General features: G+C 45.3%; 22 protein-coding genes. 17 read left to right on the top strand and 5 right to left on the bottom strand.

Annotation, left to right across the window (positions count from 1 at the left end):
- The first annotated feature begins 3 nt into the window (after nt 1-3).
- The 5 genes from thiO (at nt 4) to F4V51_RS17445 (ending at nt 4,105) form a co-directional block, all read left to right on the top strand.
- Entirely contained in the window at nt 4-1,236 is a 1,233-nt protein-coding gene (gene thiO / locus F4V51_RS17465; RefSeq protein ID WP_153979024.1) for a glycine oxidase ThiO, read from the top strand.
- Nucleotides 1,233-1,436 carry a sulfur carrier protein ThiS gene (thiS, locus tag F4V51_RS17460; RefSeq protein WP_153979023.1) on the top strand — a complete coding sequence of 68 codons (204 nt, stop codon included), beginning with the start codon at nt 1,233-1,235 and terminating at the stop codon, nt 1,434-1,436. Before thiO ends, thiS begins: the two co-directional genes overlap by 4 nt.
- Nucleotides 1,437-1,439: 3 nt before the next feature.
- Nucleotides 1,440-2,207 (top strand): thiazole synthase, encoded by a 768-nt coding sequence (locus F4V51_RS17455; protein WP_153979022.1) that lies wholly within the window; start codon nt 1,440-1,442, stop codon nt 2,205-2,207.
- On the top strand, nt 2,204-3,253 hold the full coding sequence (locus F4V51_RS17450; protein ID WP_153979021.1) for a ThiF family adenylyltransferase: 1,050 nt from the start codon (nt 2,204-2,206) through the stop codon (nt 3,251-3,253). The genes F4V51_RS17455 and F4V51_RS17450 overlap by 4 nt, the downstream gene beginning before the upstream one ends.
- Nucleotides 3,254-3,412: 159 nt before the next feature.
- On the top strand, nt 3,413-4,105 hold the full coding sequence (locus F4V51_RS17445) for a response regulator transcription factor (RefSeq protein WP_153979020.1): 693 nt from the start codon (nt 3,413-3,415) through the stop codon (nt 4,103-4,105).
- A gap of 131 nt (nt 4,106-4,236) precedes the next feature.
- Here F4V51_RS17445 and F4V51_RS17440 read toward each other — a convergent pair whose 3' ends face one another.
- Both F4V51_RS17440 and F4V51_RS17435 read right to left on the bottom strand, forming a co-directional pair.
- Nucleotides 4,237-4,737 (bottom strand): C40 family peptidase, encoded by a 501-nt coding sequence (locus tag F4V51_RS17440; protein WP_153979019.1) that lies wholly within the window; start codon nt 4,735-4,737, stop codon nt 4,237-4,239.
- A 287-nt stretch (nt 4,738-5,024) separates the two neighbouring features.
- Nucleotides 5,025-5,666, bottom strand: coding sequence for a thiamine diphosphokinase (locus F4V51_RS17435; RefSeq protein ID WP_153979018.1), 642 nt, complete (start codon nt 5,664-5,666; stop codon nt 5,025-5,027).
- A gap of 168 nt (nt 5,667-5,834) precedes the next feature.
- On the opposite strand from F4V51_RS17435, the gene F4V51_RS17430 reads away from it, so the two are divergent.
- Nucleotides 5,835-6,503, top strand: coding sequence for a trimeric intracellular cation channel family protein (locus tag F4V51_RS17430; protein WP_153980750.1), 669 nt, complete (start codon nt 5,835-5,837; stop codon nt 6,501-6,503).
- A 2-nt stretch (nt 6,504-6,505) separates the two neighbouring features.
- A complete protein-coding gene (locus tag F4V51_RS17425; protein WP_153979017.1) occupies nt 6,506-6,976 on the top strand; it encodes a low molecular weight protein-tyrosine-phosphatase in 471 nt (156 codons plus the stop codon).
- A 141-nt stretch (nt 6,977-7,117) separates the two neighbouring features.
- Here F4V51_RS17425 and F4V51_RS17420 read toward each other — a convergent pair whose 3' ends face one another.
- Nucleotides 7,118-7,852, bottom strand: a complete 735-nt coding sequence (locus F4V51_RS17420) for an alpha/beta hydrolase (protein ID WP_153979016.1) — start codon at nt 7,850-7,852, stop codon at nt 7,118-7,120.
- 255 nt (nt 7,853-8,107) lie between these two features.
- Here F4V51_RS17420 and pdhA point away from each other — a divergent pair, with 255 nt between their 5' ends.
- The 10 genes from pdhA (at nt 8,108) to F4V51_RS17370 (ending at nt 21,551) form a co-directional block, all read left to right on the top strand.
- Nucleotides 8,108-9,175: a pyruvate dehydrogenase (acetyl-transferring) E1 component subunit alpha gene (pdhA, locus tag F4V51_RS17415; protein ID WP_095286477.1), complete on the top strand. Its 1,068-nt coding sequence runs from the start codon at nt 8,108-8,110 to the stop codon at nt 9,173-9,175.
- Nucleotides 9,176-9,280: 105 nt separating this feature from the next.
- The gene (locus F4V51_RS17410) at nt 9,281-10,258 is read left to right on the top strand and encodes an alpha-ketoacid dehydrogenase subunit beta (protein WP_153979015.1); all 978 of its coding nucleotides are present in this window, start codon (nt 9,281-9,283) and stop codon (nt 10,256-10,258) included.
- A 176-nt stretch (nt 10,259-10,434) separates the two neighbouring features.
- Nucleotides 10,435-11,754: a dihydrolipoamide acetyltransferase family protein gene (locus tag F4V51_RS17405; protein ID WP_153979014.1), complete on the top strand. Its 1,320-nt coding sequence runs from the start codon at nt 10,435-10,437 to the stop codon at nt 11,752-11,754.
- Between the two features lie 3 nt (nt 11,755-11,757).
- On the top strand, nt 11,758-13,173 hold the full coding sequence (lpdA, locus tag F4V51_RS17400; protein WP_153979013.1) for a dihydrolipoyl dehydrogenase: 1,416 nt from the start codon (nt 11,758-11,760) through the stop codon (nt 13,171-13,173).
- Between the two features lie 276 nt (nt 13,174-13,449).
- Nucleotides 13,450-14,244 carry a thymidylate synthase gene (gene thyA, locus F4V51_RS17395; protein WP_095286481.1) on the top strand — a complete coding sequence of 265 codons (795 nt, stop codon included), beginning with the start codon at nt 13,450-13,452 and terminating at the stop codon, nt 14,242-14,244.
- A 27-nt stretch (nt 14,245-14,271) separates the two neighbouring features.
- Complete coding sequence (locus F4V51_RS17390) at nt 14,272-14,760, top strand: dihydrofolate reductase (protein WP_153979012.1); 489 nt, start codon at nt 14,272-14,274, stop codon at nt 14,758-14,760.
- Between the two features lie 636 nt (nt 14,761-15,396).
- Nucleotides 15,397-16,884 carry a glutamate synthase subunit beta gene (locus F4V51_RS17385; protein ID WP_153979011.1) on the top strand — a complete coding sequence of 496 codons (1,488 nt, stop codon included), beginning with the start codon at nt 15,397-15,399 and terminating at the stop codon, nt 16,882-16,884.
- Between the two features lie 168 nt (nt 16,885-17,052).
- Nucleotides 17,053-18,386, top strand: a protein-coding gene (locus F4V51_RS17380; protein ID WP_236146582.1) for an IS3 family transposase whose coding sequence is annotated in 2 segments (ribosomal slippage) — nt 17,053-17,454 and nt 17,457-18,386 — 1,332 coding nt in all. Because the reading frame shifts where the segments join, the coding sequence is not laid out codon by codon here.
- Between the two features lie 217 nt (nt 18,387-18,603).
- Nucleotides 18,604-19,095, top strand: a complete 492-nt coding sequence (locus F4V51_RS17375; protein ID WP_227779507.1) for a ferric iron uptake transcriptional regulator — start codon at nt 18,604-18,606, stop codon at nt 19,093-19,095.
- Nucleotides 19,096-19,220: 125 nt separating this feature from the next.
- On the top strand, nt 19,221-21,551 hold the full coding sequence (locus tag F4V51_RS17370) for a type IA DNA topoisomerase (RefSeq protein ID WP_153979010.1): 2,331 nt from the start codon (nt 19,221-19,223) through the stop codon (nt 21,549-21,551).
- A gap of 58 nt (nt 21,552-21,609) precedes the next feature.
- Here F4V51_RS17370 and F4V51_RS17365 read toward each other — a convergent pair whose 3' ends face one another.
- Both F4V51_RS17365 and F4V51_RS17360 read right to left on the bottom strand, forming a co-directional pair.
- The gene (locus F4V51_RS17365) at nt 21,610-22,371 is read right to left on the bottom strand and encodes an HAD family hydrolase (protein WP_153979009.1); all 762 of its coding nucleotides are present in this window, start codon (nt 22,369-22,371) and stop codon (nt 21,610-21,612) included.
- Nucleotides 22,372-22,418: 47 nt separating this feature from the next.
- The gene (locus F4V51_RS17360; RefSeq protein WP_153979008.1) at nt 22,419-23,339 is read right to left on the bottom strand and encodes an ArsR/SmtB family transcription factor; all 921 of its coding nucleotides are present in this window, start codon (nt 23,337-23,339) and stop codon (nt 22,419-22,421) included.
- Nucleotides 23,340-23,534 lie beyond the last annotated feature (195 nt).

Below are 23,534 nucleotides of genomic sequence, written 5' to 3'. Positions count from 1 at the left end.
TGAATGAGCGGAGAAGCCAGAGGGCGAAGACGAAGTGGCAGACTTTACCGAAATGCAGCAGCTTTTACGGCCCAATTACGTGGAGAACTTCGTGGCAAGCTTCATGCCGAAACGATTGTTGTGGGAGGCGGCATTATAGGTTGTGCCATCGCGTATGAGCTAGCTTCACGAGGTAAAGAAGTGATTTTAATCGAGCGTGCACGTATTGCAGGTGAGACATCTTCTGCCGCAGCGGGCATGTTAGCTGCAGACAGCGAGACGTTTCATACTACTCTGATGTCAAAGCTAGCATATGAAAGTAGAAAACGACTGCATCAGCAAAGAGAACAGCTTCAACGACTAAGCGGCATTGAAATTGGCCTGCAGCAGAATGGATTCATTACACCATTTCGAAATGAAGACGAGATGAAAAAGTATTGCGATAACAGAAGAAGTACAGATTTGCTTACAGAGCAAATGTGGTGGGATCATTCCAATCTTCAACGTGAAGCCCCGTGGATAAGCAAGGAAACTTTCGGGGCTCTGTATAGAGCTTCAGAAAGTGAACTTCTTCCTGTCAATTTGGCACATGCCTATGCGGGCGCAGCTCAAACAATGGGCGCCAAAGTAATCGAAGGTGTACAGAATGTAAGTCTATCTGCCGATTCGAGCGGAATCCAGGCTGTGGAAACGTCGATTGGAAGATTAACGTGTAAGCAGGTTGTTGTCGCAGCTGGATTACAAGGTGGAGAGATATTGAAGCAGGTGGGTCTTCACCTGCCCACTCTTCCAGTGAAAGGTGAAATTGCAGCAATTCAATATGCGAAACATGATGCAGATTACAGACCTGACAAGACGGTTTATGCAGATAATGTATACATTGTCCCCAAAGCAAACGGAGAAGTTTGGATCGGAGCAACCAGTTTACCAGGACACTCGGATCGGGATGTAACTGTTGAAGGTATTCAAAAGCTGCTTACATCCGCAGCTGGCTGGGTCCCTGGAATTCAGCAAGCCCAGTTTATCCGTGCTTGGGCAGGGGTTCGACCAGCGACTCCTGACGGTTTGCCTTATCTGGGAGCTTATAAAAGCATACCTGGGCTATATGCCGCATTTGGACATTACAGAAATGGCATCTTACTGAGCGCAATAACCGGCAGTCTGATGGCTGATTTGATTGCTGGCCATTCTTCGGAGGAGCTTGGCATTGATGAATTGAGTCCGGAGCGTTTGAGCAGAAAGGAGATTATGCAGTGAACATCATCGTAAACGGGCAGAGCATGAACATTGATGAAGATTTGAATCATGTGGATCAGCTGCTGCAATCTTTTAATTTGCAGGTGAAAACTGTGGTGGTTGAGTTAAATCGCCAAATTCTGATGAGGGAGCACCATGCATCGACTGTTTTAAGAGACGGAGACCGAATTGAGATCGTACATTTTGTGGGAGGCGGTTAAAACATGCTGAAGATAGGACATCATTCATTTCTTTCCAGATTGTTGTTGGGTACGGGCAAATTTGAGGATTTGGATATACAGAGTCAAGCGGTAGAAGCGTCAGGAACCGAAGTGCTGACTTTTGCTGTTCGACGCCTGAACTTGGAAGATCGGGATAAACGCCACTTCCTTGATACACTCGATTTGAAGCGATTCACGTTACTTCCTAATACCGCAGGTGCTTCCACTGCAGAAGAGGCCGTCCGAATCGCTGAACTTGCCCGTGCCTCAGGACTTTGTGATATGATAAAAGTAGAAGTGATCGGAGATGGAGTCACGCTGCTGCCAGATCCGATCGAAACGTACAAGGCCTGCGAGATCTTGCTGGGAAAAGGCTTCATCGTACTGCCTTATATCTCGGATGATGTGATTTTAGCCAAACGGCTGCAGCAGCTTGGGGTTCATGCAGTCATGCCAGGTGCTTCACCGATCGGAGCTGGGAGAGGCATTATCAACCCGTACAACCTGGAAATCATAATCGAGCAAGCGGTAGTTCCTGTAATTGTGGATGCGGGATTGCGGTCCCCCAAAGATGCTGCTTATGCCATGGAGCTTGGGGCGGATGGTGTGCTGCTGAATACGGCGGTGTCCGGTTCGGGAAACCCGGTTAAAATGGCAAAAGCAATGCGAATGGGAGTTGAGGCGGGAAGACTTGCTTATGAAGCAGGTATGATACCCGTTAAGCGTTATGCAGCAGCCAGCAGTCCGGCGGAAGGAATGGTTCATACATGATAGAAGAAACAAATTCAACGGAGCAAAGTGATCGATATTCGAGACAGGAACGATACGCTCCGCTTGGCAAAGAAGGTCAGCGAAGACTAAACAACAGCAGGGTTGTTATCGTGGGGGCCGGTGCACTGGGAACCGGCATTGCAGAGACGCTCGCCAGATCAGGTATTGGACACATTACCATTGCGGACCGGGACTATGTGGAATGGAGCAACCTGCAGCGACAGCAGCTCTATGTTGAGCAGGATGCAGCTCAGCGAATGCCAAAAGCGATGGCAGCCCAAAAACGCCTGCGTGATATCAACTCCTCGGTTGTCATTGAAGGCAAGGTGATGGATGTCCGTGCAGACGAGCTGGAGGATCTCATTCAAAATGCAGATCTCATCATGGATGCCACGGATAATTTTGATACAAGGCTGCTGCTTAATGACATGTCCCAGAAATACCGCATTCCCTGGATTTATGGGGGGTGTGTGGGGAGTTATGGTATCACCTATACATTCCTGCCTGGGGATACCCCTTGTCTGAACTGTTTACTTGGCGAGGTACCGCTCGGTGGAGATACTTGCGATACATCGGGGATTATACCCCAGGCTGTGCAGATGGTAACGGCGAACCAGACAGCAGAAGCGATGAAGCTTCTTAGCGGTAATGAAGGTGCGCTGCGGCGTAAGCTGTTGTCGTTTGATGTATGGCGGAATGAGTACATATCCATAAATGTGGATGGGGCCAAAAAAGCAGATTGCCCTTCCTGCGGAAATACCGCTTCTTATCCTTACCTTTCCGCTGCCAATCTGGAGAAAACCGATGTGTTATGCGGTAGGGATACGGTACAGATTCGTCCTTCTCGCTCCATGAAGCTGAATCTTCAAGATACGGCTGAGCGTCTGAGAAGGCTTGATGAAGGACCAGTTGAAGTCAATCCGTTCCTGATCTCTTTTAAGACAGGGGTGCATCGATTGGTTATTTTTCAGGATGGACGTGTTTTGGTTCATGGTACAAAAGATACTGCAGAAGCTCGTACACTCGTACATCGATACTTTGGCTAAATGATTAATTTCTCGAGTCTGTTCCCTATAGGGGAATGGACTTTTTCGTTTTACGGCATGCTAAACAAACAAAGGTTGCTGTACTTCAGGTGAAAATGATTAGCAAATTGGTCATGTTACACCTTGTCAGCGGTATGAGACAGGCCGGGTGAAAACGAAATGAAAACGTCCATTTTACTTATTGGTGCCGAAGACCGAACGAACTCGATTAAGGAAGTGTTGTGTACCGAAAGTTACTCCGTTTTTGATATTAAGTGGGAAGAACTGTATCAGGAACAGGATGCTGGGCTGGAAACCTGCAGCATGATTATTGGCGTAGTGGATGAGGAGCATGACAATTCCATTGTGGAGGAACTGCAATGGCTAATGGAGTACAAGGAAGGCGTCGTACCAATTGTCGTGATTACACCACAGGCAACCCCGGAACAGATCGTCGCTTGGCTTGATCAAGGCGCGAATGATGTCATTGTTGAACCGTTTCAGTGGAAAATCGTGATGGCGAGAATTCGAAATTTACTCCGTGTCTTCTCGAATGCAGCCCGAACGGATGAAGAGGTCATCGTCGTGCATGATCTTAAAGTGAATCTGCGTTCACGCAGGGTAAGCCGTGCAGGGGAATATCTCATGTTGACACCTAAAGAATATGAACTGTTGGAATTTTTGGCCAGACACGTGAATGAGGCGTGTACGCGTAGTGCAATTCTTAGGGAAGTGTGGGGGTATGATTTTGCGATGGATACCAACGTAGTGGACGTATACATTAAACATCTGCGAGTTAAGGTGGATAAAGGGAGAGATACTAAATTGATCCATACCGTACGCGGCATTGGCTACATGCTTCATACAACTTAATGAATGACTCCAAGCATTCATATGACGTTAAGTTACCAAAATACACCTGTTTGTAATCCTCAGAAATCCGGGTAAATATAAAAGGACCGGATACAAGATCCGGTCCCAACTGCCTGTCTATAGTAGTATAACTACAGTACGCGGCGAGCTTTAATATATGTTCTTTTCCAAGTACCGGAATCCAGATCCGAAATGGTTACACCAGGAGCGCCGTAAGTGTGCAGAATTTTGCCGTTGCCTGCGTATACACCTACGTGAGTGATGTTTGAACCTGTGGAACGGCTACCGCTTGAGAAGAATACGAGGTCTCCTACACGCAGGTTAGCCTTCGATACAGCTTTACCCTCTTTGGATTGTTTTACAGATGTACGTGGCAAATCTACACCATACTTCTTAAAGATATATTTCATAAAAGAAGAGCAGTCAAAATATTTCGTAGTGGACGTTGACGCGCCAAATTTATATGGTGTTCCTGTAAATTTCTTGCCGTAGTTTACGATTTGTTGTCCAGTAGATACGGATGCAGTTGCTGCTTGTGCAACAGGTGCATTTGTCATTAATACAGCTCCAAAACCTAATGTAGCGCACAACCCGACGGTTACGGCCTTTTGGACTAAGATGTTTGTTTTCATGTTGTTTGTTACCTCCAAAATTCGTTTTCGTTAAGTTGCTAAAGCGAGTATAACAGGTTTGTAACAGCCTAGAAATTGGATACACTGCTATAACCCCTTGTACAGCCTAGGTTTGGGTTTCTTTATTAAAAAACAATTAAAAATGTCAAAAAATTAATCGTTGACTTGTTTGTTTGGACAGGAAATTAGAAAAGACCCTTGATTATCAAGGGTCTTTTCTAATTTTAATCTTAAATTTCGTACATTTTATAGGTTACAAAAACGTAATAACTATCGAGGATATAGGTTTAATCTTTGCTCTGTATGATAAGTAATAATCCACTGTCTATGGATACAGTTCCTGATGCTCCAATCAGTTTATTGCTTATTCCCAAAGATTGTCCCATCCGTATGGTAGCTTGATCAAGAGGATACAGGAAGCCATCTAATGTAATACCCGTAACTTCCGGCGTGAGGGGCAGTAAGGAAATGTATTCATATCCCCGGTCCTCAACCTCTAATTTTGATGTAGTCAGCATCATATAGTTGTGTTCGTCCTGGATGGTACAGAAGATATGATGCTGCATAGCACGGACCATAATATGTACATTGGCCAAGGTGTGGTCCAGTCTAGTCCCCGTAGCTCCAAACATCAGGATGTGGGTAGGTTCGTGGTCTAGGGCCGTCTCAAAGGCCATTTCAGTGTCTGTCCAATCTTTTGCGATAGGATCAACTGTAATCATGCGCTCGCTGTTTTCACGCACCATTTGCCATTGCTGCTCTGTAATGGAGTCGAAATCTCCAACTGCTATATGAGGCTTTACGCCATGTTCGATTAAATACAGTGCTCCGCGATCTGCTGCGATAACCATATCATCCTGTCTAATTTCTTTGAGAAATTGAGGAGAGAGAGCCCCGCCTGTAAAAATCACAATGCGTTTCGAAGTCATTCCATTCATCCTTTCTATTAATGTAGAACGTAAAACATCATTTCACAGTATTCACGAATGCTCTCAGTATAAAACACAAAATGTGGTTGCACAATTTCAGTCCTCGCGGATACAATGGGTAGAGCGACATGGAGATGACTTGAAAAGTGAGGTTTGAACAGGTTGGACTTGCACATTTTTGAAGTGTTCAGCATTATAGGCACCGTTGCTTTTGCAATGTCTGGTGCTTTCGTAGCAATGGAAGAGGAATATGACATCCTGGGCGTGCTCGTATTGGGGCTGGTAACCGCCTTCGGTGGCGGGGTTGTTCGTAATGTACTGATTGGAGTCCCTGTCACTACGCTCTGGAGTCAGGGTGGACTAATTATGTTAGCCCTAATATCAGTTGCTGTAGCGTTCTTGCTTCCTCTGAAGTGGATCGGTCACTGGAAGAGAACAGAAGCACTATTTGACGCAATCGGACTGGCGGCGTTTGCCATCCAGGGTGGATTGTATGCTGCTAATATGGGACATCCCATCAGCGCGGTAATCGTTGCTGCAGTATTGACGGGGATCGGCGGGGGAATTATTCGTGATTTGCTTGCAGGCCGCAAGCCGTTAGTCCTCCGCGACGAAATTTATGCGGTGTGGGCTATGACAGCCGGATTTGTTATAGGTATGGGATGGTTTACCTCAAATGCGGGACTGTTGATATGTTTTGCAGCAGTTGTATTTTTCCGCATGTGTTCTGTACATTATAAATGGAAGCTTCCTCGCCGTTCCTTGGTAAGCGCAGAAGCAGTTCCGTCACAGTCTTCACAGTCAGCGCTTAAGCATACGTTAAGCAAGGGGGAGTAATCATGGTTCGTGTTTTGTTTGTTTGTCTAGGTAACATTTGTCGATCACCTATGGCAGAGGCGGTATTGCGTCACAAGATAGAGGAAAGAGGACTTCAACAGCAGATTCAGGTGGATTCGGCTGGAACAGGAGATTGGCATATTGGTAAGCCTCCACATGAAGGAACACGCAAGCTGCTGGATTCGTACCAAATTTCCTATGCCAACATGGCTGCTAGACAATTCGGAAGTGCTGACTTTGACCAATTTGACTATATTGTCTGCATGGATGATTCCAATGTTGCCAATGTGCGTAAGATAACTGGCGGAGCGGAGGCCGATATTATGAAATTCATGGACCTTCTGCCGAATGAATCCCTTCGGGAAGTACCCGATCCATACTTTACAGGTAACTTTGAAGAAGTGTACAAGCTGGTTGAAGCGGGTTGCAATGTCCTTTTGGAGCAAATCCAAAAAGATCATTCTCTTGCCTAATCCTAAGAGGTACAGGACTGTTTCGAAATGAGGTTAAGAACAGCAGGAGATTCCTGCTTTTTTTAAGCAGATTTTTGTAAGCGTTATCAAATTAAATGAAAAAAGTAGCGGCCAATACAGCCGCTTGTAATATGAAGCACACTAGTTCTCTTGCAAGAAATATAACAAGGCTTCAGGCAGTTCCTTTTGCCAAAATCCCCATTGATGATGACCATCCTTTTCCCGATAAGAGACGTGAGCACCGCGCTTTTCCAGCAAATCACGTGTGTCTCTGTTTAGCTGAACAAAATCATAAGTGCCGGTATCCGCCTCAAAGGCAGTTTCCTGTAACCCAACGATCATCCAGATGGATAGCCAGGACAAGTCTTCTTCAGCAGCATAGATTTCCTGGGAGGCAGAATAGAAGGCTCCTGACATGCTGATTACCCGTGTGAACAGGTCCGGATAGAGCAGGGCCAGATGCAATGATACACTGCCTCCAAGGGAATCACCAGCGAGCACGCGTTCCTGTGGAGAGCGTCTTACCGGATATTTCTCTTCAATAAAGGGAATAATCTCTTCAGCAAAGCATGAGGTATATGCTTTGAATCGATTACCGAATGGAGCATATTCCTGGGTACGAACGGAAACATCAACCTGAACACCTACAATAATGAAAGGTTCAGCACCCTCATCCAGAATAATACGGTTGGCAGTCGTAGCGATACGACCAAAGTTGAAGAATTCTTCGCCGTCCTGACAATAAACGACAGGGTAGCTGAGTAATTCGTTATAGCCTGGTGGAAGATAAACTCGCAGTGTTCGCTTCTCTCCAAGATAGCGGCTATCGATTTCTTCCTTTACAATCGTACGTTTCAAATAGCGGGAATCCGTCATAAAACGTCACCTTTCTCGGTTTATTTTTGCATTCGTCCGCGCAATACGGTAAGATTAACCTGGTGCGGGGATAGGTCAAACACGCAATCATGTATTATGCTGTTATACCAATATTAAGCCCCTGTTATACATACAATCCGGAAGGAAACATAAAAAAATTACGGATATCTTTGACGTATGCAGTGAAACAGGTGTATAATAATATTATAACAGCGGAACTTGATATTCAAATTTTTTGTTGAGGTGAAGAAAAAAATGAGCAAGGTTCCTTATGAAGTTTATACGGAGGATGTAGAAGCTCTGTCCGTGCTGTCTCCTGACGGCGAAATTGTAAACAAAGACATGATGCCTAAACTTTCCGACGATCAATTAAAAGAAATTATGTACCGCATGGTATTTACCCGTACTTGGGATGACCGTGCAGTAAACCTGGGCCGTCAAGGTCGTCTTGGTTTCTATGCTCCAGTATCTGGACAAGAAGCAACAATGGTTGGTAGTGAGTTTGCACTTGAGAAAGAAGACTTTATTGCTCCAGGCTATCGCGATATTCCGCAACTCGTGTGGCACGGACTTCCTCTTTATCAAGCATTCTTGTACTCCCGTGGACACCAACATGGTGGACAAATTCCTGATGGCGTTAACGTATTGATGCCACAAATCATCATTGGTGCACAAATTCTGCACGCAATGGGTATTGCTATGGGTTATAAATTGAAGAAACAAAAGCAAGTTGTTATTACGTACACAGGTGATGGCGGTTCTTCTGAAGGTGACTTCTATGAAGGTCTGAACTACGCTGGTGTATACAAACTGCCAGTTATCTTCTTCGTACAAAACAATGGTTATGCCATCACAACTCCTTTTGCTAAACAAACAGCAGCTCTGTCCATCGCTCACAAAGCGGTAGCAGCAGGTATCAAAGGTGTTAAAGTTGACGGTATGGACATCTTCGCTGTTATCAAAGCGGTTCAGGAAGCTGCTGAACGTGGACGTAACGGAGAAGGCGCTACATTGATCGAAGCGGTAACTTACCGTTTCCGTCCTCACTCCCTTTCTGACGATGCTTCCAAATATCGTACAAAAGAAGAAGAGGCTGAGTGGAGCGAAAAAGATCCAATCGCACGTTTCGCTAAGTATCTGGAGAAAAAAGGTCTTTGGACTGAAGAAGATACAGCTCGTGTGAAAGAAGAAGCAAAAGCTAAAGTAAATGAAGAGATCAAAAAAGCGGAAAAAACCGAGAAAATGACGATTTCAGGCTTGATCGACAGCATGTTCGAACAAACGCCTAAGCACTTGGAAGAGCAAAAAGCTGATTTCCAATAAGTTTTTTCCGATAAAGCATAAACATCCGGCGCCGGCTCTGGTGTCTCGGTATACATGTATGAATTCAAATGTGAACTGTCAATGTTTAAGGAGGAAATGAAGCAAATGGCACAATTGAACATGAAAGAAGCAATCCGTGATGCGCTTCGCGTTGAGTTGAAACGTGATCCTAACGTTCTGCTTTTCGGTGAAGACGTAGGTAATGTAGGCGGCGTTTTCCGTGTAACGGAAGGTCTGCAAAAAGAGTTTGGCGAAGAGCGTGTATTTGATACTCCGCTGGCTGAGTCCGCTATTGGTGGTTTGGCTGTAGGTTTGGGTATTCAAGGCTTCCGTCCGGTAGCTGAAATCCAATTCGTAGGTTTCATCTTCGAAGCACTTGACCAAATGGTAGTGCAAGCTGCTCGTATGCGTTTCCGCTCCGGTGGAAAATACAATTCTCCAATCGTATTCCGTACACCATTCGGTGGCGGTGTTAAAGCGGCAGAATTGCATACAGATTCTCTGGAAGGTTTGCTCACGCAAACTCCGGGTATTAAAGTAGTAGTTCCTTCTAACCCTTACGATGCAAAAGGTCTGATGATCGCTTCCATCCGCGACAACGATCCTGTATTCTTCATGGAGCACTTGAACCTGTACCACGCTTTCCGTGCAGAAGTACCTGAAGAAGACTACGTGGTTGAACTGGGTAAAGCAAACGTTGTTCGTGAAGGTTCTGACGTTACGATTGTGACTTACGGAATGATGGTTCATACTTCCGTTAAAGCAGCGGAAGAGCTTGAAAAACAAGGAATCAAAGTTGAAGTTATCGACCTTCGTACGATCAGCCCAATCGACATCGATACCGTTGTTGCTTCCATTAAGAAAACAAATCGTGCAATTGTTGTACAAGAAGCTCAAAAGAGCGCAGGTGTTGCAGCTGAAGTCATTGCCCAAATCAATGAAAAAGCGATTCTTCACCTGGAAGCTCCGGTTCTGCGTGTAGCTGGTCCGGACACTGTATATCCATTCGCACAAATTGAAGATACATGGCTGCCTAACCCAGCACGTATTGTTGCTGCGGTTAACAAAGTCGTAAATTTCTAATTTGATCATCTGACATGCCGCAAGGCGCAGTATGGTGATTCACATCGCAGCACAGGCTGCACTGTAAACAGCCATTAGCCCCTTGATTGACAGTTATTTGCATTAGCAGTAACAGTTAGTTCTTGGAGCTAAGGGTTGTTTTCAGGATTGAGCACATAATCAAGGAGGTTTTTCAGTTGGCTAAATTTGAATACAAATTCCCTGAACTAGGCGAAGGCCTTCACGAAGGCGAAATCATCAAGATGCACATCAAAGTCGGGGACAAAGTAACTGACGACGATATCATCATGGAAGTACAAAACGACAAAGCGGTAGTAGAAGTACCTTGTCCGGTTAACGGAACAGTTACTGAAGTATTCGCTAAAGACGGTCAAATCTGTCACGTTGGTGAAGTAGTTGCTGTGATTGATGCAGAAGGCGAACTGCCTGAGCAAGACGACGCTCCTGCTGGCGACCAAGGTGCACAAGAGAAAGACGCAGCTCAAGGCGGAGCTGACACTAGCGGTTCTTCTGCGGCAGCTTCCAGCTCGGATGCAGCTCAAGAAGGCGGCAACAACAGCGTACCGGCAGTACCTGCCAAAGACGTTTTGGCAACTCCAAGCGTACGCAAATTTGCTCGTGAGCAAGGTGTAGACATCGCTCAGGTTAACGGCACTGGCAACAACGGTAAAGTAACCAAAGAAGATGTTGAATCCTTCAAAAATGGTGGAGGCCAATCCGCAGCATCTTCTGCAGCTCCTGCTCAAGAAGAGAAAAAATCCGCAGCACCAGCAGCGGCAGCAGCTGACCAACGCCTTGAAGAAGAGCGCGTACCATTCAAAGGTATCCGTAAAGCAATCTCCAATGCTATGGTTAAATCGGCTTACACTGCACCTCACGTTACAATCATGGACGAAGTGGACGTAACTGAGTTGGTTGCTTTCCGTACTCGTATGAAACCAATCGCAGAGAAAAAAGGAACGAAAGTTACTTATCTGCCGTTCATCGTTAAAGCATTGGTTGCAGCTTCCCGTCAATTCCCTGCTCTGAACGCAATGATTGATGAAGAAGCTAACGAAATTGTTTACAAAAAATACTACAACATCGGTATCGCAACAGATACAGACAACGGCTTGATCGTTCCTGTTATCAAAGATGCTGATCGCAAATCCATCTGGATGATCGCTGATTCCATTCGTGATCTGGCAGCTCGTGGCCGTGATGGCAAATTGAGCGCTAACGAAATGAAAGGAAGCACAATCTCCATCAGTAACATCGGTTCTGCTGGCGGTATGTTCTTCACTCCGATCATTAACTTCCCTGAAGTTGCAATCCTCGGAACTGGACGTATCAGCGAAAAAGCGGTTATCAAAGACGGCGAAGTTGTTGCAGCTCCTGTAATGGCTCTTTCCTTGAGCTTTGACCACCGTATCATCGATGGCGCAACAGCACAAAACTTTATGAACTACATTAAACAGCTGCTCGCTAACCCTGAGCTGCTCGTTATGGAGGTGTAAGATATGGTAGTAGGCGACGCTTCTCTCAATATCGACACATTAGTAATTGGTGCGGGTCCTGGCGGCTATGTAGCTGCCATCCGCGCTGCTCAACTGGGCCAAAGCGTATTGATTGTTGACAAATCCGAGCTTGGTGGCGTTTGTTTGAACCGTGGATGTATCCCATCCAAAGCCCTGATCTCTGCTGCACACCAATATGAAAATGCACTTCACGGTGAAGCATTCGGTATCTCTGCTGAAAACGTAAAAGTGGACTTCAGCAAAACTCAAGAGTTCAAAAACGGCGTTGTTAAGAAAATGACTGGCGGCGTAGCTGGTTTGCTCAAAGGCAACAAAGTTGAAGTTTTCAACGGTGAGTGCATGTTCATCAACGAAAACGAAGCGCGTGTATTCAACGATCACGAATCTCCGCGTTACAAATTCAAAAATGCAATCATTGCAACAGGTTCCCGTCCAATCGAACTGAAACCTTTCCCATTTGGCGGACGCATTCTGTCTTCGACAGAAGCATTGAACCTGCCTGAAGTACCGAAAAGCCTGATCGTTATCGGTGGCGGTTATATCGGTGCTGAGCTTGGTCAAATGTACTCCAAATTCGGTGCTAAAGTAACGATCATCGAAGGTTTGGATACTGTACTGCCAGGATTCGATAAAGACATGACTAGCCTTGTGGCTAAAAACATGAAGAAAACAGGCATCGAAATCGTAACGGGTGCAAAAGCTGAAAGTGCTGAGCAAACGGACAAAGATGTAACTGTTAAATATTCCGTAAATGGTGAATCCAAAGAAGTAACTGCAGACTACCTGCTCGTTACTGTTGGACGTCGTCCAAACACGGATGGTGAGCTTGGTTTGGACCTGATCGGTGTTGACGTTGACGAGCGTGGATTCGTTAAAGTTGACCACCAAGGCCGCACTAGCATTCCTCACATCTTCGCAATCGGTGATATCGTATCCGGTTTGGCACTTGCCCACAAAGCTTCTTATGAAGGTAAAGTGGCTGCTGAAGCAATCGCAGGACAACCATCTGTAGTTGACTACAAATGTATGCCAGCTGTTGTATTTACAGATCCAGAGTGCTCAAGCGTAGGTTACACTGAAAAAGAAGCCAAAGAAAAAGGCTACAAAGTTAAAGCAGGTAAATTCCCTTATGCGGGTAACGGCCGTGCAGTATCTTTGAACCATGCTGAAGGCTTCGTGAAAATCGTAGCGGACGAAGAAAGCGGCCTTGTACTGGGTTGCCAAATCGTTGGTCTGGAAGCTTCCAACCTGATTGCTGAGCTTGGTCTTGCAATCGAAATGGGTGCTACTCTGGAAGATCTGGCTCTGACTATTCACGCTCACCCAACGTTGGGCGAAATCGTGATGGAAGCTGCGGAACTGGTTATGGGTCACCCGATCCACATCATTTCCCGCTAATATCGTCTAAGCTTCGGACTCGTCCGGCATCATACGTAAATGAAGAGGTGAATAGCGCTAACGCGTTATTTGCCTCTTTTTTTGTGAGTGTAGAAGGCTTCCGTAGAGTTATATCATGTACATTGTGTTGTAAACAGGGGCAAAATTGAATGTGTTTTCAACTCTTTTTCCATCGTGCACAGTGTGATAAACTGTAAAGATGATCAGACATGATGTAACTCGGACCAATCTGGAACTGAGTGGGCAACATATATAGAGATGCGAGGGGAAATCAACTTGAAAAACTATCTCGATTTATTACAAGATATATTGGATAACGGTGTTCATAAAGGGGATCGTACCGGAACGGGTACACAATCCGTGTTTGGCAGACAGCTTCGTTATAATCTGTCCGAAGGATTCCCGCTTGTAACCACGAAGCGAATCCATCTTAAATCCGTCATTCATGAACTATTATGGTTCCTGAGTGGGGATACGAATATTGCCTATTTGAAAGAAAACGGAGTGAAGATCTGGGACGATTGGGCAGACGAGAATGGCGATCTAGGCCCGGTTTACGGTTCACAATGGAGAACATGGGAAGCGCCAAACGGGGAGAAAATTGACCAGATTTCAGCTGTTATCGATTCAATTAAAAATAACCCGGATTCACGCCGGCATCTGGTAAGTGCATGGAACGTGGCAGAGATTAACAACATGAAGCTACCGCCTTGTCATTTTGCGTTTCAATTTTATGTGGCGGAGGGTAAACTATCCTGTATGCTTACGATGCGCTCCGTGGATACGTTCCTGGGGTTGCCATTTAATATTGCCAGCTACGCGTTACTGACACATATGATTGCCCAGCAGTGTGATCTTGAAGTGGGAGATTTCATCTGGTCGGGTGGCGATGTGCACATCTATTCTAATCATGTGGAGCAAGTGAAAACACAGCTCGAGCGGGAGCCTTTCGCACTGCCTAAGTTAATCATTAAGCGCAAACCGGATTCGATTTTTGATTATAAGTTTGAGGATTTTGAGTTTGAAAACTATCAGCATCATCCGGGGATCAAAGCTCCAATTGCGGTATAAGCAGACTCTAAGAAGGAGTGTAGTATTTTGAGTATTGAACTTGTGTGGGCTATGGGTGAAAATGGCGTTATTGGCTTGAACAACACCATTCCATGGCGATTGCCCAAAGATATGGCTTTTTTTAAGTGTCGTACGTTAAACAAAACGATTATTATGGGTCGCAATACGTGGGAATCCTTCGGTGGTAAGCCCCTCCCGCAGCGCCGGAATATTGTGGTCACCAGAGATCTGAACTACAAGGTAGAGCAGGCAGAAGTGGTGCATTCCATTGAAGAAGGTTTGGAGGCTACCAAAGAAGAGGAGCTATGTGTAATCGGTGGCTCACAGGTATACCGTGAGTTCCTCCCGCTGGCGGACCGGTTGGTGGTTACCAGGATCCATGAGGAATTTGAGGGAGACACCTTTTTCCCGGATGTGGATTGGTCTGAATGGGAGCTGAAGGAGCAGATTGAGGGCGAGCAGGATGAGAAAAATGTGTACGCCTATACGTTTGAGTTTTACGAGCGCAAACGCTGAAGTTAACCTGTAAGATGATCATTCATTAGAAATTTGATTGTGTGAAATGAAAAATAGAAAAGGCGCTGATTGACGAAATATTCGTGAACAGCGTCTTTTTTTATTTATTTTTAAAAATGTAGGTTGCCCTCTGCAATGATTTGCGCTTAACACGAATATAACATTTGTAACCAAGAGAAATTGGGGCTCAAGAATAAGCTTTTCAACATAATTAGTAAAATAGTATAAAAGTTATGGGCATTTACCGTTGTAAAGCCCTAAATTCGAGTGAATATTCGGAATTAGGAGGTGTATAGGACTGACTTGCTTGATTTTAATGGCAAATTAGCTCACATTTACATGACGTTCATTTTGTTTTTCGACATATTAAACGTTAGTTCAGACCTTTGATCATCAATTTCTGCTCCAAAATAAGGGTATTGACCACAGCTAAAGCTGACGATATGATGTATAAAATACAAATAATTATGCGGATAATCCATTTAATATTCAGTTGTCGAAATGCTACTATAATTGAAATATCTTTGAGAAGTTTTTGTGATACAATAGACAAAAAACTCAGCATGAGTAATCCATTTCATATAGAACCATGCCAATGAAAGGATTAAGACGAGAACGGATGGGGGAAAACGTAAGATGTCTACACCTACTGGATTTATGGAATACAAACGGCAGCTGCCTGCGGACAGGGAGCCGGCTGAGCGGATTAAGGATTGGGAAGAGTTTCATAAACATATGGCTGAAGAAGAGCTCAGAACACAAGGTGCACGATGCATGGATTGTGGTACCCCGTATTGCCATACAGGTATAGATATGATTGGCGGAACGTCGGGCTGTCCTGTGCATAACCTGATTCCGGAATGGAATAATCTTGTATATCGTGGATTGTGGAGAGAAGCGCTTGATCGTCTGCACAAAACAAATAATTTTCCGGAGTTTACAGGTCGTGTCTGTCCAGCTCCATGTGAAGGATCTTGTACTGTTGGTCTGATCGGCCAGCCGGTTACCATCAAAACGATTGAAGAAGCCATTATCGAAAAAGGATTCGAAGAAGGCTGGGTGGTTCCCCAACCTCCGGAGAAACGTACAGGTAAACGCGTTGCGGTCGTTGGTTCTGGCCCTGCAGGTCTTGCGACAGCGGCTCAGTTGAACAAAGCAGGCCATGCGGTAACTGTATATGAGCGTTCGGACCGTGTCGGCGGTTTGCTGATGTATGGTATTCCAACAATGAAACTGGACAAAAAAGTGGTGCAGCGTCGTGTGGATCTGCTTGAAGCGGAAGGCGTTCAGTTCGTCACAAACACCGAGATTGGCAAGGATATTCCTGCTCAGCAATTGGTGGACGAGTATGATGCTGTCGTGCTGTGTGGTGGCGCTACGAAGCCGCGGGAGTTCAATATTGAAGGAAGCGACTTGAAAGGCGTACATTACGCGATGGACTTCCTGAATGGCAGTATCAAAAGTTACCTGGATTCCAACCTGGAAGACGGAAACTACATTTCTGCAAAAGATAAAGACGTTATCGTTATTGGTGGCGGAGATACCGGTTCGGACTGTGTGGCTACATCGCTCCGTCACGGTTGTCGTACCGTAACTCAATTTGGTACGCATACCCAAGCCCCAATGGAACGTGATCGCATTAACAACCCTTGGCCGCAATTCCCTAACGTTTACACCTTGGACTATGCACAAGAGGAAGCGAAAGCATTATTCGGGCAAGATCCGCGTGAATTCTCCATCATGACAACCAAATTTGTTGGAGATGAAGAGGGCAACCTCAAAGAGCTGCACACAATTCAAATCGAGCGTATTGTCGATGAAACAGGTCGTAAGATCTATCAGCCAATCCCTGGAACAGAGCGCGTTTTCCCTGCACAAATGGCAATGATCGCGATCGGGTTTGATGGTCCAGAGCAAACGCTGGTTGAACAGCTGGGACTTGCAACAGATCGTCGTACCAATGTTAAAGCTCGCTACGGCAAATACAATACCAATGTGGATAAAGTATTCGCTGCAGGTGACATGCGTCGCGGACAAAGTCTGGTTGTATGGGCAATCAATGAAGGACGCGAAGCTGCTCGTGAAGTAGACAAATACCTGATGGGTGCCACCGTTCTTGCTTAATTTGAACTAAGCAATAATTGCATAAATTATATCGAAACAAAAATAGTGAAATAAAAAAACAACTCTCGCTTTTATAAACTGTACCCTATAGAGTAGACACTTTAAAAAAGTCTATCTATGGGGTATTTTTGTTGTATGCTACGAACGAGATGAGGACGGAGATTACTAATGAGCAAAAAAAAATTTACATCCAATGAAGTGAGACATCTTTCTACTAACCCCTATGTGAAGTCTGTATCGACGAAGGGAATCACATATACTGAAGCGTTTAAACAACTCTTTATTATATCGAGTCAACAAGGAAAGCTACCTAGAGACATTTTTGAGGCATGTGGGTTCGACGTTCAAATCCTCGGTATGACCCGAATTAAGGCTGCTGCTGGTCGGTGGAGAGCAAGTTATAAAGAGCAAGGAGATTTAGGTTTACACGATGCACGAGGCAAACATTCAGGAAGACCTCTAAAGCGAGAACTCACCTTGGAAGAGAAGAATGCGAGGCTCGAAGCGCAAATTCATTTGCTCCAAGCTGAGAATGAACTCTTAAAAAAGATTCGTCTGGCCGAACGGGGGTGGAACCACGAGTAAAGCTAACACCTAGTCTTCGATACAGGTTGATCAAAGCCGTGATCGAGAAATACCATCTACAGCGAATGGTAAGTTATCTTTGTGAAAGTACAGGTGTTTCTACAAGCGGATACTACCGATATTGGAGCGCTTCAGGCATTCGCGTGCGTACGCAGAAGGAACGGGTGGATGAGGAAATAAGTGTTCACGTCCGCCGAGCCTTCCAATTTAAAAAACGTAACAAGGGGGCTCGCTCCATCAAAATGACGCTAGAAGGGCAATTTCAGATCGTTTGGAATCTCAAGCGAATTCGAAGGATCATGAAAAAATATAATATCGTATGTCCCCATCGAAAAGCCAATCCATACAAACGAATGATGAAGGCAACCCACGAACATCGGGCGGTACCTAATTTGTTACAACGCAACTTTAAACAGAGCGTGCCTGGAAAGGTGCTTTTAACCGATATTACCTACCTCAATTATGGCAAAAGTAAGAGAGCTTATTTGTCCACCATTAAAGATAGTTCGACCAATGAGATTTTGGCTTATCACGTATCAGAACGAATGACCATGGATCTGGCGACTAACACATTGCTCCACTTACAGAAAAATCGCAGATTCAAGCGGAGTCAAGATGCCTTCATTCATTCCGATCAAGGAACCCACTACACGCATCCGGATTTTCAGGAGAAAGTGAAACGTATGGGTTTGGGGCAATCCATGTCCAGACGAGGAAATTGCTGGGATAACGCACCGCAGGAGTCGTTCTTTGGTCATTTTAAGGATGAAGTTTCCTTGAAGAACTGCACCACACTGGACGAAGTCAAACGAGAAATTAAAGCATATATGACCTACTACAACCACTACAGATACCAGTGGAATCTAAAAAGGATGACCCCTGTACAATACAGAGATCATCTTCTTGAAGCAACATAGGTCTTTTTTAGAAATGTCCTTTACATAGGGTACAGTTTATTAGTGGAGTTGTTTTTTTACTTCACTATTCCACCTGCGTAACAAATAATTTGAGCTAGTGTGCGGTATAGCATTGCATTTTAAGTCATAAAGACTTATTATTAGATTATAATAATTATAAATAAGATGACAAATAACCTTGTTAAATAGAGAATTAAATCCGGAGGTGCGACCAGTTATGGCAAGAAACCGGGAGAAGTCCATTACAGAACAAATATTTGACATTAAAAAGCAATTGGTAGACAAAGGATATAAATTGACACAACAACGTGAAGTGACTGTACGTGTGCTGCTTGAACATGAAAAGGATCATTTCAGTGCGGAGGAAGTGTTTCTGCTGGTTAAGGAGCAGTTTCCTGAGATCGGCCTAGCAACCGTATATCGGACATTAGAGCTGCTAAGTGATCTTCAGGTTGTAGAGAAGATTAATTTTGGAGATGGTGCTGCACGCTTCGATCTGCGGAGTACAGATGGCTCCCATCATCACCATCATTTGATCTGTACAGAGTGCGGAAAAGTGGAAGAAATTATGGAAGATGGGTTGCTTCGTCTGGAGCAGCAGATTGAACGTCAATACGGATTTGCCGTGACGGATCATCGTCTTGACTTTCAGGGCGTATGCAGGGAATGCAGGGAAAAGCAGGCCGTAAATGAACAAGCAGCAGGTTAATTGTTCCACGGAGGATGCTCCCGGAATCAAAATCTGATATAATAGGATTCAGAAGCAAGGGGCTTCCGTGGGCGGAAGGCCCCTTTTTGCCGTCATGCGGACGGTGAAGGAGGAGAGATGGACGGATGAAGACATTGGTTATAGCGGAAAAGCCTGATATGGGTCGAACCATTGCCGCCGTCATAGAACCAAGAGCCAAGAACAATCGCAGTTATCTTGAAGGTGAGCATTACATTATCACTTGGGCGATTGGTCATCTGCTCGGGCTTGCTGAACCGGATGCATATGATACGAAATACAAACGATGGAATATTGCGGATCTGCCCATTATTCCGGATCAGTTCAAAATTGTGCCGAATCCCAGAACAAAAGATCAACTGAAGATCATTGGAGAGCTTGCCAAACGAGCATCATCGATCGTAAATGCATGTGATGCCGGGCGTGAAGGCCAGTATATTTTTGCATTGATTCAACAGCAGTTGAAGCTGCGTCAGCCAGTTAAACGACTATGGATTTCGGACCTGACTGCAGAGAGCATTAAGCGTGGCTTTGACGGGCTTAAGGATGCATCAGAGTTCGAAAATCTGACTCATGCTGCTCGCGCCCGAAGTGAGGCCGATTGGCTGATTGGCATGAACGCATCACGAGCCTTTACGACTCGGCATAACGCGCTGTTATCTGTGGGACGAGTACAGACACCGGTTCTTGCGTTGATCTATGATCGGGAAATGGAGATTGAGGCATTTCAATCACAGACATTTTATGAAGTCGCCGCCTGGTTCCGTCAGGAGGGTGTAGAGTACAGAGGCTTACGCCAAGGAGACAAGCTCACAGACGCGGAGGCTGCTGAAGCGATAGCGAGCAGTGTGAAGGGCAAGACCGGACATATTACCAAGTACGAGGCGAAGCAAACGAAGGAGTATCCGTACAGACTATATGATCTGACTCTGCTGCAGCGTGAAGCCAATGCCAAGTATGGGTATGGAGCGAAGAAGACACTGGACATTGCACAGGCCTTGTACGAGAAACACAAGGTTATTTCCTATCCGCGGACGAATTCCAACTATGTTACGGAACAGAATATTGAGGGTATGCACAAAACATTAAACCTGCTGAAGAACGGCCCCTATAGTGAACTGGCCATTGGTGCAAAGCCTGAATTGGTTCATAAAAATAACAAGGGAGTCTGCAATCCTTCCAAGGTTGAGGATCACCATGCCATTTTACCTACATTAAAAAGGCCAGGTACCTTATCGAAGGATGAGCAGAACATCTACGACCTGATCGTCAGACGATTCTTGTCTCATTTCTATCCGCCTGCAGAGTATAAACAGCATACCGTACTTACTGAAGTAGAGCAGCATCAGTTCAAAACTTCTGTGAAGGAACTGCTGTCACTCGGGTGGAAAGTCGTTCTGCCTTCTGCAGATCAAGAGCAGAATGGCTCGGGAAAGAAAAAAACGAAGAAGAACAATAATGAGGAAGAAGAATCCGAAGAATGGACGGATAAGTCGTTCTCTGTGCAGCCTGAACTTCCAGTGCAGTGCAGCAAGAGCGAGTTCAAGGAAAAAGCAACCCAACCTCCCAAAAGTTATACAGAGGGAACTTTGCTGAAAGCGATGGAAAGTGCGGGGAAGCAGATCGAAAACGAGGAACTTCGAGATGCCATGAAGGACAGCGGTCTGGGCACGCCAGCAACACGAGCTGCAACCATCGAGCGGCTCAAAAATGTTGGTTATATCACGATGCAGGGGAAAAAAATGCAGCTGACGTTAAAAGGCCGAACAGCGATCGAATTGATTCGGCGAGCTGGAGTTGATTTGTTAACCTCTCCGGAGATGACTGGACAATGGGAGAGAAGATTGTATCAGATCTCCAAAGGGGAAGCCGGTCAGGACAAGTTTATGGAGAACGTGAAGAAATTTACGATGTCCATCATTGATAAGGTGCGTGTACAAGCTCCTGCACCTGCAGACGCCTTCGGGGAAGATTCACGCGGGGGACGTGGCAAAGGCAGGGGAGCAAAATCCTTAAAATCAGGAACGAAAACAACAGCGAGAACAGCAGCATCAGCTGCCAAATCATCACGGCAGTCTTCAGGATCTGTCTCCAAATCGAGTAACACAGCAGTCTCAGTAGCAAAGACTGCATCTGCGAGCTCGGCAAATGCCGGTGTTCGTGAGCCCTTGGCATCTTGTCCCTCACCTGGATGCACCGGTCAGATTATTGAGGGAAAAAAAGGCTATGGGTGTACGCGATTTAAGGAAGGCTGCGGGTTTGTCATCTGGAAAGAGTACGTTGGCAAAAAAATAACCAGTACGATGTTAAAGTCCTTGATCGAGAAGGGAAGCACTCAGGTGCTGTCTTTCAAACGTAAGGACGGGAGTACGGTTAAGGCTAAAATCATCCTGCAGGATCTATCTTCGGGCAAGCTGTCAGCTGAAAGGCAGGAGTAGTAAGGTTGTTCAAAAAAATAAAGAAATCACAGATGTGATGTAAACAAAAAAAGGACCCTTAACCCAGGGTCCTTTTTTGCTGCTGTTGAATATTTTCATGAATGACCTGAGGCACCTCTTCGAGAGCGGTGATGGTGTACATCGAAGTCTCCGGATTGGGCTGAAGTTCAACAATGTTATACTGCCATTCATTGGGTTGTTTAATATATATGCTATGGATTCCAGCCGTGACTGCTGGCAAAATATCCGTGCGTAATGAGTTTCCGATCATCCATGTTGTTTTGCGGTCGAAGGGGCCGGAAGATATAATGCTTTCAAGTGCTTCGACGTTTTTATGCTGCCTTATATAGATACGGTCATCGAAATAAGCAGATAATTTCATCTGATCAATCTTCCGTTGTTGAATCACCGTTTCGCCTCCGGTATACAGATAGAGGGCATGTCCAGCTGATTGCAGGCTTTCCAGTGTCTCAACCATGTGAGGGTAAGGTTCAACCTCCCGATCATATACACTCATACCAAGCTTCGTGAGGAACGTTTCTTCTTCAGTGGAAGTGGCTCTTGCATATTTCTGAGAGAAATAGCGATACGTATCAATTAGAGACTGTGGAAAATGGTGACTGGCGAATCCGACCTGGTTCACACCGGTCACGTCAATCTCCAGTTGTTTGTCACGAATGTCCTGGACGGTTAATGCGTGATTGTCAAACCACTCCTGCATATTCTCGAAGAACTCACCGAGGACTAAGTTGAAATATTTGTTGCAATAGACGAGTGTATCGTCCAAATCGAAAATGATGTGCTGTTTAATCATGTTCATTTTAAAAAATCACTCCTTGCTGCCGGCAACTCCAGTTACATTCTCATTTATATGCGTATATAGGATTCTAGGAACATGTTCAATTCAGACACGCCATCCGGCCGGATACTGTATTTCTCTTTGCGGTTACTGCCGAGCAGATGGGTACGCAGCAAACCTGCGACACGCAGCGCCATAACCTGATCTTTCACCATGTCTTCGTCTTTGTTCAATTCTTCACACATCTCCGCAAGCGACTTCGGCTCATCGGATACATAACGAAGCAGGCGAAGCCGTTCGGGATCAGCCAAAGCATGAGTAAAACGAAGCAAACAGGTTGGCGGCTGATCTTCATTCTCTTCAGGAGTATCAACCGGGTATTGCATAATCATCATGCCTTCGTAGAAGCAGTAAATATTAATTGGACGGTTATGTACTGTGGGGAATAGAATCACTTCATCTAATCCGGGCATTGGTTCCACAATAACACCTGCTGTAGCATATTCGATAAGCAGTTCAGGTCCCATTTTCTCCAAAAGAATTCGCTTCTCCTGAGCGTCCTCTTCCAGCCAGGTACGGTAATCGTCACTTATATTTTGGCAGTAATGCTGGTCCCAGAGACGTAGAAGCGGCACGTAACTGTCCCGAATGCGACTTGTTTCTTCTATTGTAATACTCGGCAGAAGAGGAGATACTCGTGCAAACAATTCCTCTGCAGGCAGACTCGCAAGCATATTGAGAAAATCCTGATTCTCTGAAGAGCAGGTCCGGTAGGCGGCCCATGCGAACAAAACATCAAAATCATCAAAAGGCCAAGTCGACGCAGGTGCGAGAGCAGCACGTACGTTGGAACTTAGTTTGCCTTCCACTTCAAGAATCCATTCGGGTCCAACATCCAAATGTTGAATCCATTTTTTCGTGACATATACAAGAAAACTGTTCAGCATTTCATATATCGGTGAAACATCAATCTTGACATGATAAGTCATAACGATGCAGAATCCTCCCGTCACATCTAAATGTACGCAGCGACTTATGTACTATTATGGCTTGTTTTGCAGGGCGTTGTCCACTATAATGTTCAAGTCCGGGGCAAAAGCACCGGTGAAGCAGCGCTTTATCATATGAATATGAATAACATGCGAAAAGTCGTCAGCGATGGCGATTTTTCTTTTGGTTGTCCG

It is taken from the genome of Paenibacillus xylanilyticus, assembly GCF_009664365.1.
Taxonomy (GTDB): domain Bacteria; phylum Bacillota; class Bacilli; order Paenibacillales; family Paenibacillaceae; genus Paenibacillus; species Paenibacillus xylanilyticus_A.
The sequence above is the reverse complement of the archived record's forward strand: the minus strand, read 5'-3'. Positions and strand labels throughout refer to the sequence as shown.

Bases quoted from the DNA above. Each gene is read 5' to 3' on its own strand.
- F4V51_RS17365 (WP_153979009.1), bottom strand. From the start codon at position 22,371: ATGAACATGATTAAACAGCACATCATTTTCGATTTGGACGATACACTC.
- F4V51_RS17360 (WP_153979008.1), bottom strand. From the start codon at position 23,339: ATGACTTATCATGTCAAGATTGATGTTTCACCGATATATGAAATGCTG.
- F4V51_RS17445 (WP_153979020.1), top strand. From the start codon at position 3,413: ATGAAAACGTCCATTTTACTTATTGGTGCCGAAGACCGAACGAACTCG.
- F4V51_RS17385 (WP_153979011.1), top strand. From the start codon at position 15,397: ATGTCTACACCTACTGGATTTATGGAATACAAACGGCAGCTGCCTGCG.
- F4V51_RS17455 (WP_153979022.1), top strand. From the start codon at position 1,440: ATGCTGAAGATAGGACATCATTCATTTCTTTCCAGATTGTTGTTGGGT.
- F4V51_RS17440 (WP_153979019.1), bottom strand. From the start codon at position 4,737: ATGAAAACAAACATCTTAGTCCAAAAGGCCGTAACCGTCGGGTTGTGC.
- F4V51_RS17410 (WP_153979015.1), top strand. From the start codon at position 9,281: ATGGCACAATTGAACATGAAAGAAGCAATCCGTGATGCGCTTCGCGTT.
- F4V51_RS17425 (WP_153979017.1), top strand. From the start codon at position 6,506: ATGGTTCGTGTTTTGTTTGTTTGTCTAGGTAACATTTGTCGATCACCT.
- lpdA (WP_153979013.1), top strand. From the start codon at position 11,758: ATGGTAGTAGGCGACGCTTCTCTCAATATCGACACATTAGTAATTGGT.
- thiO (WP_153979024.1), top strand. From the start codon at position 4: ATGAGCGGAGAAGCCAGAGGGCGAAGACGAAGTGGCAGACTTTACCGA.
- F4V51_RS17375 (WP_227779507.1), top strand. From the start codon at position 18,604: ATGGCAAGAAACCGGGAGAAGTCCATTACAGAACAAATATTTGACATT.
- F4V51_RS17435 (WP_153979018.1), bottom strand. From the start codon at position 5,666: ATGACTTCGAAACGCATTGTGATTTTTACAGGCGGGGCTCTCTCTCCT.
- F4V51_RS17420 (WP_153979016.1), bottom strand. From the start codon at position 7,852: ATGACGGATTCCCGCTATTTGAAACGTACGATTGTAAAGGAAGAAATC.
- F4V51_RS17450 (WP_153979021.1), top strand. From the start codon at position 2,204: ATGATAGAAGAAACAAATTCAACGGAGCAAAGTGATCGATATTCGAGA.
- F4V51_RS17370 (WP_153979010.1), top strand. From the start codon at position 19,221: ATGAAGACATTGGTTATAGCGGAAAAGCCTGATATGGGTCGAACCATT.
- pdhA (WP_095286477.1), top strand. From the start codon at position 8,108: ATGAGCAAGGTTCCTTATGAAGTTTATACGGAGGATGTAGAAGCTCTG.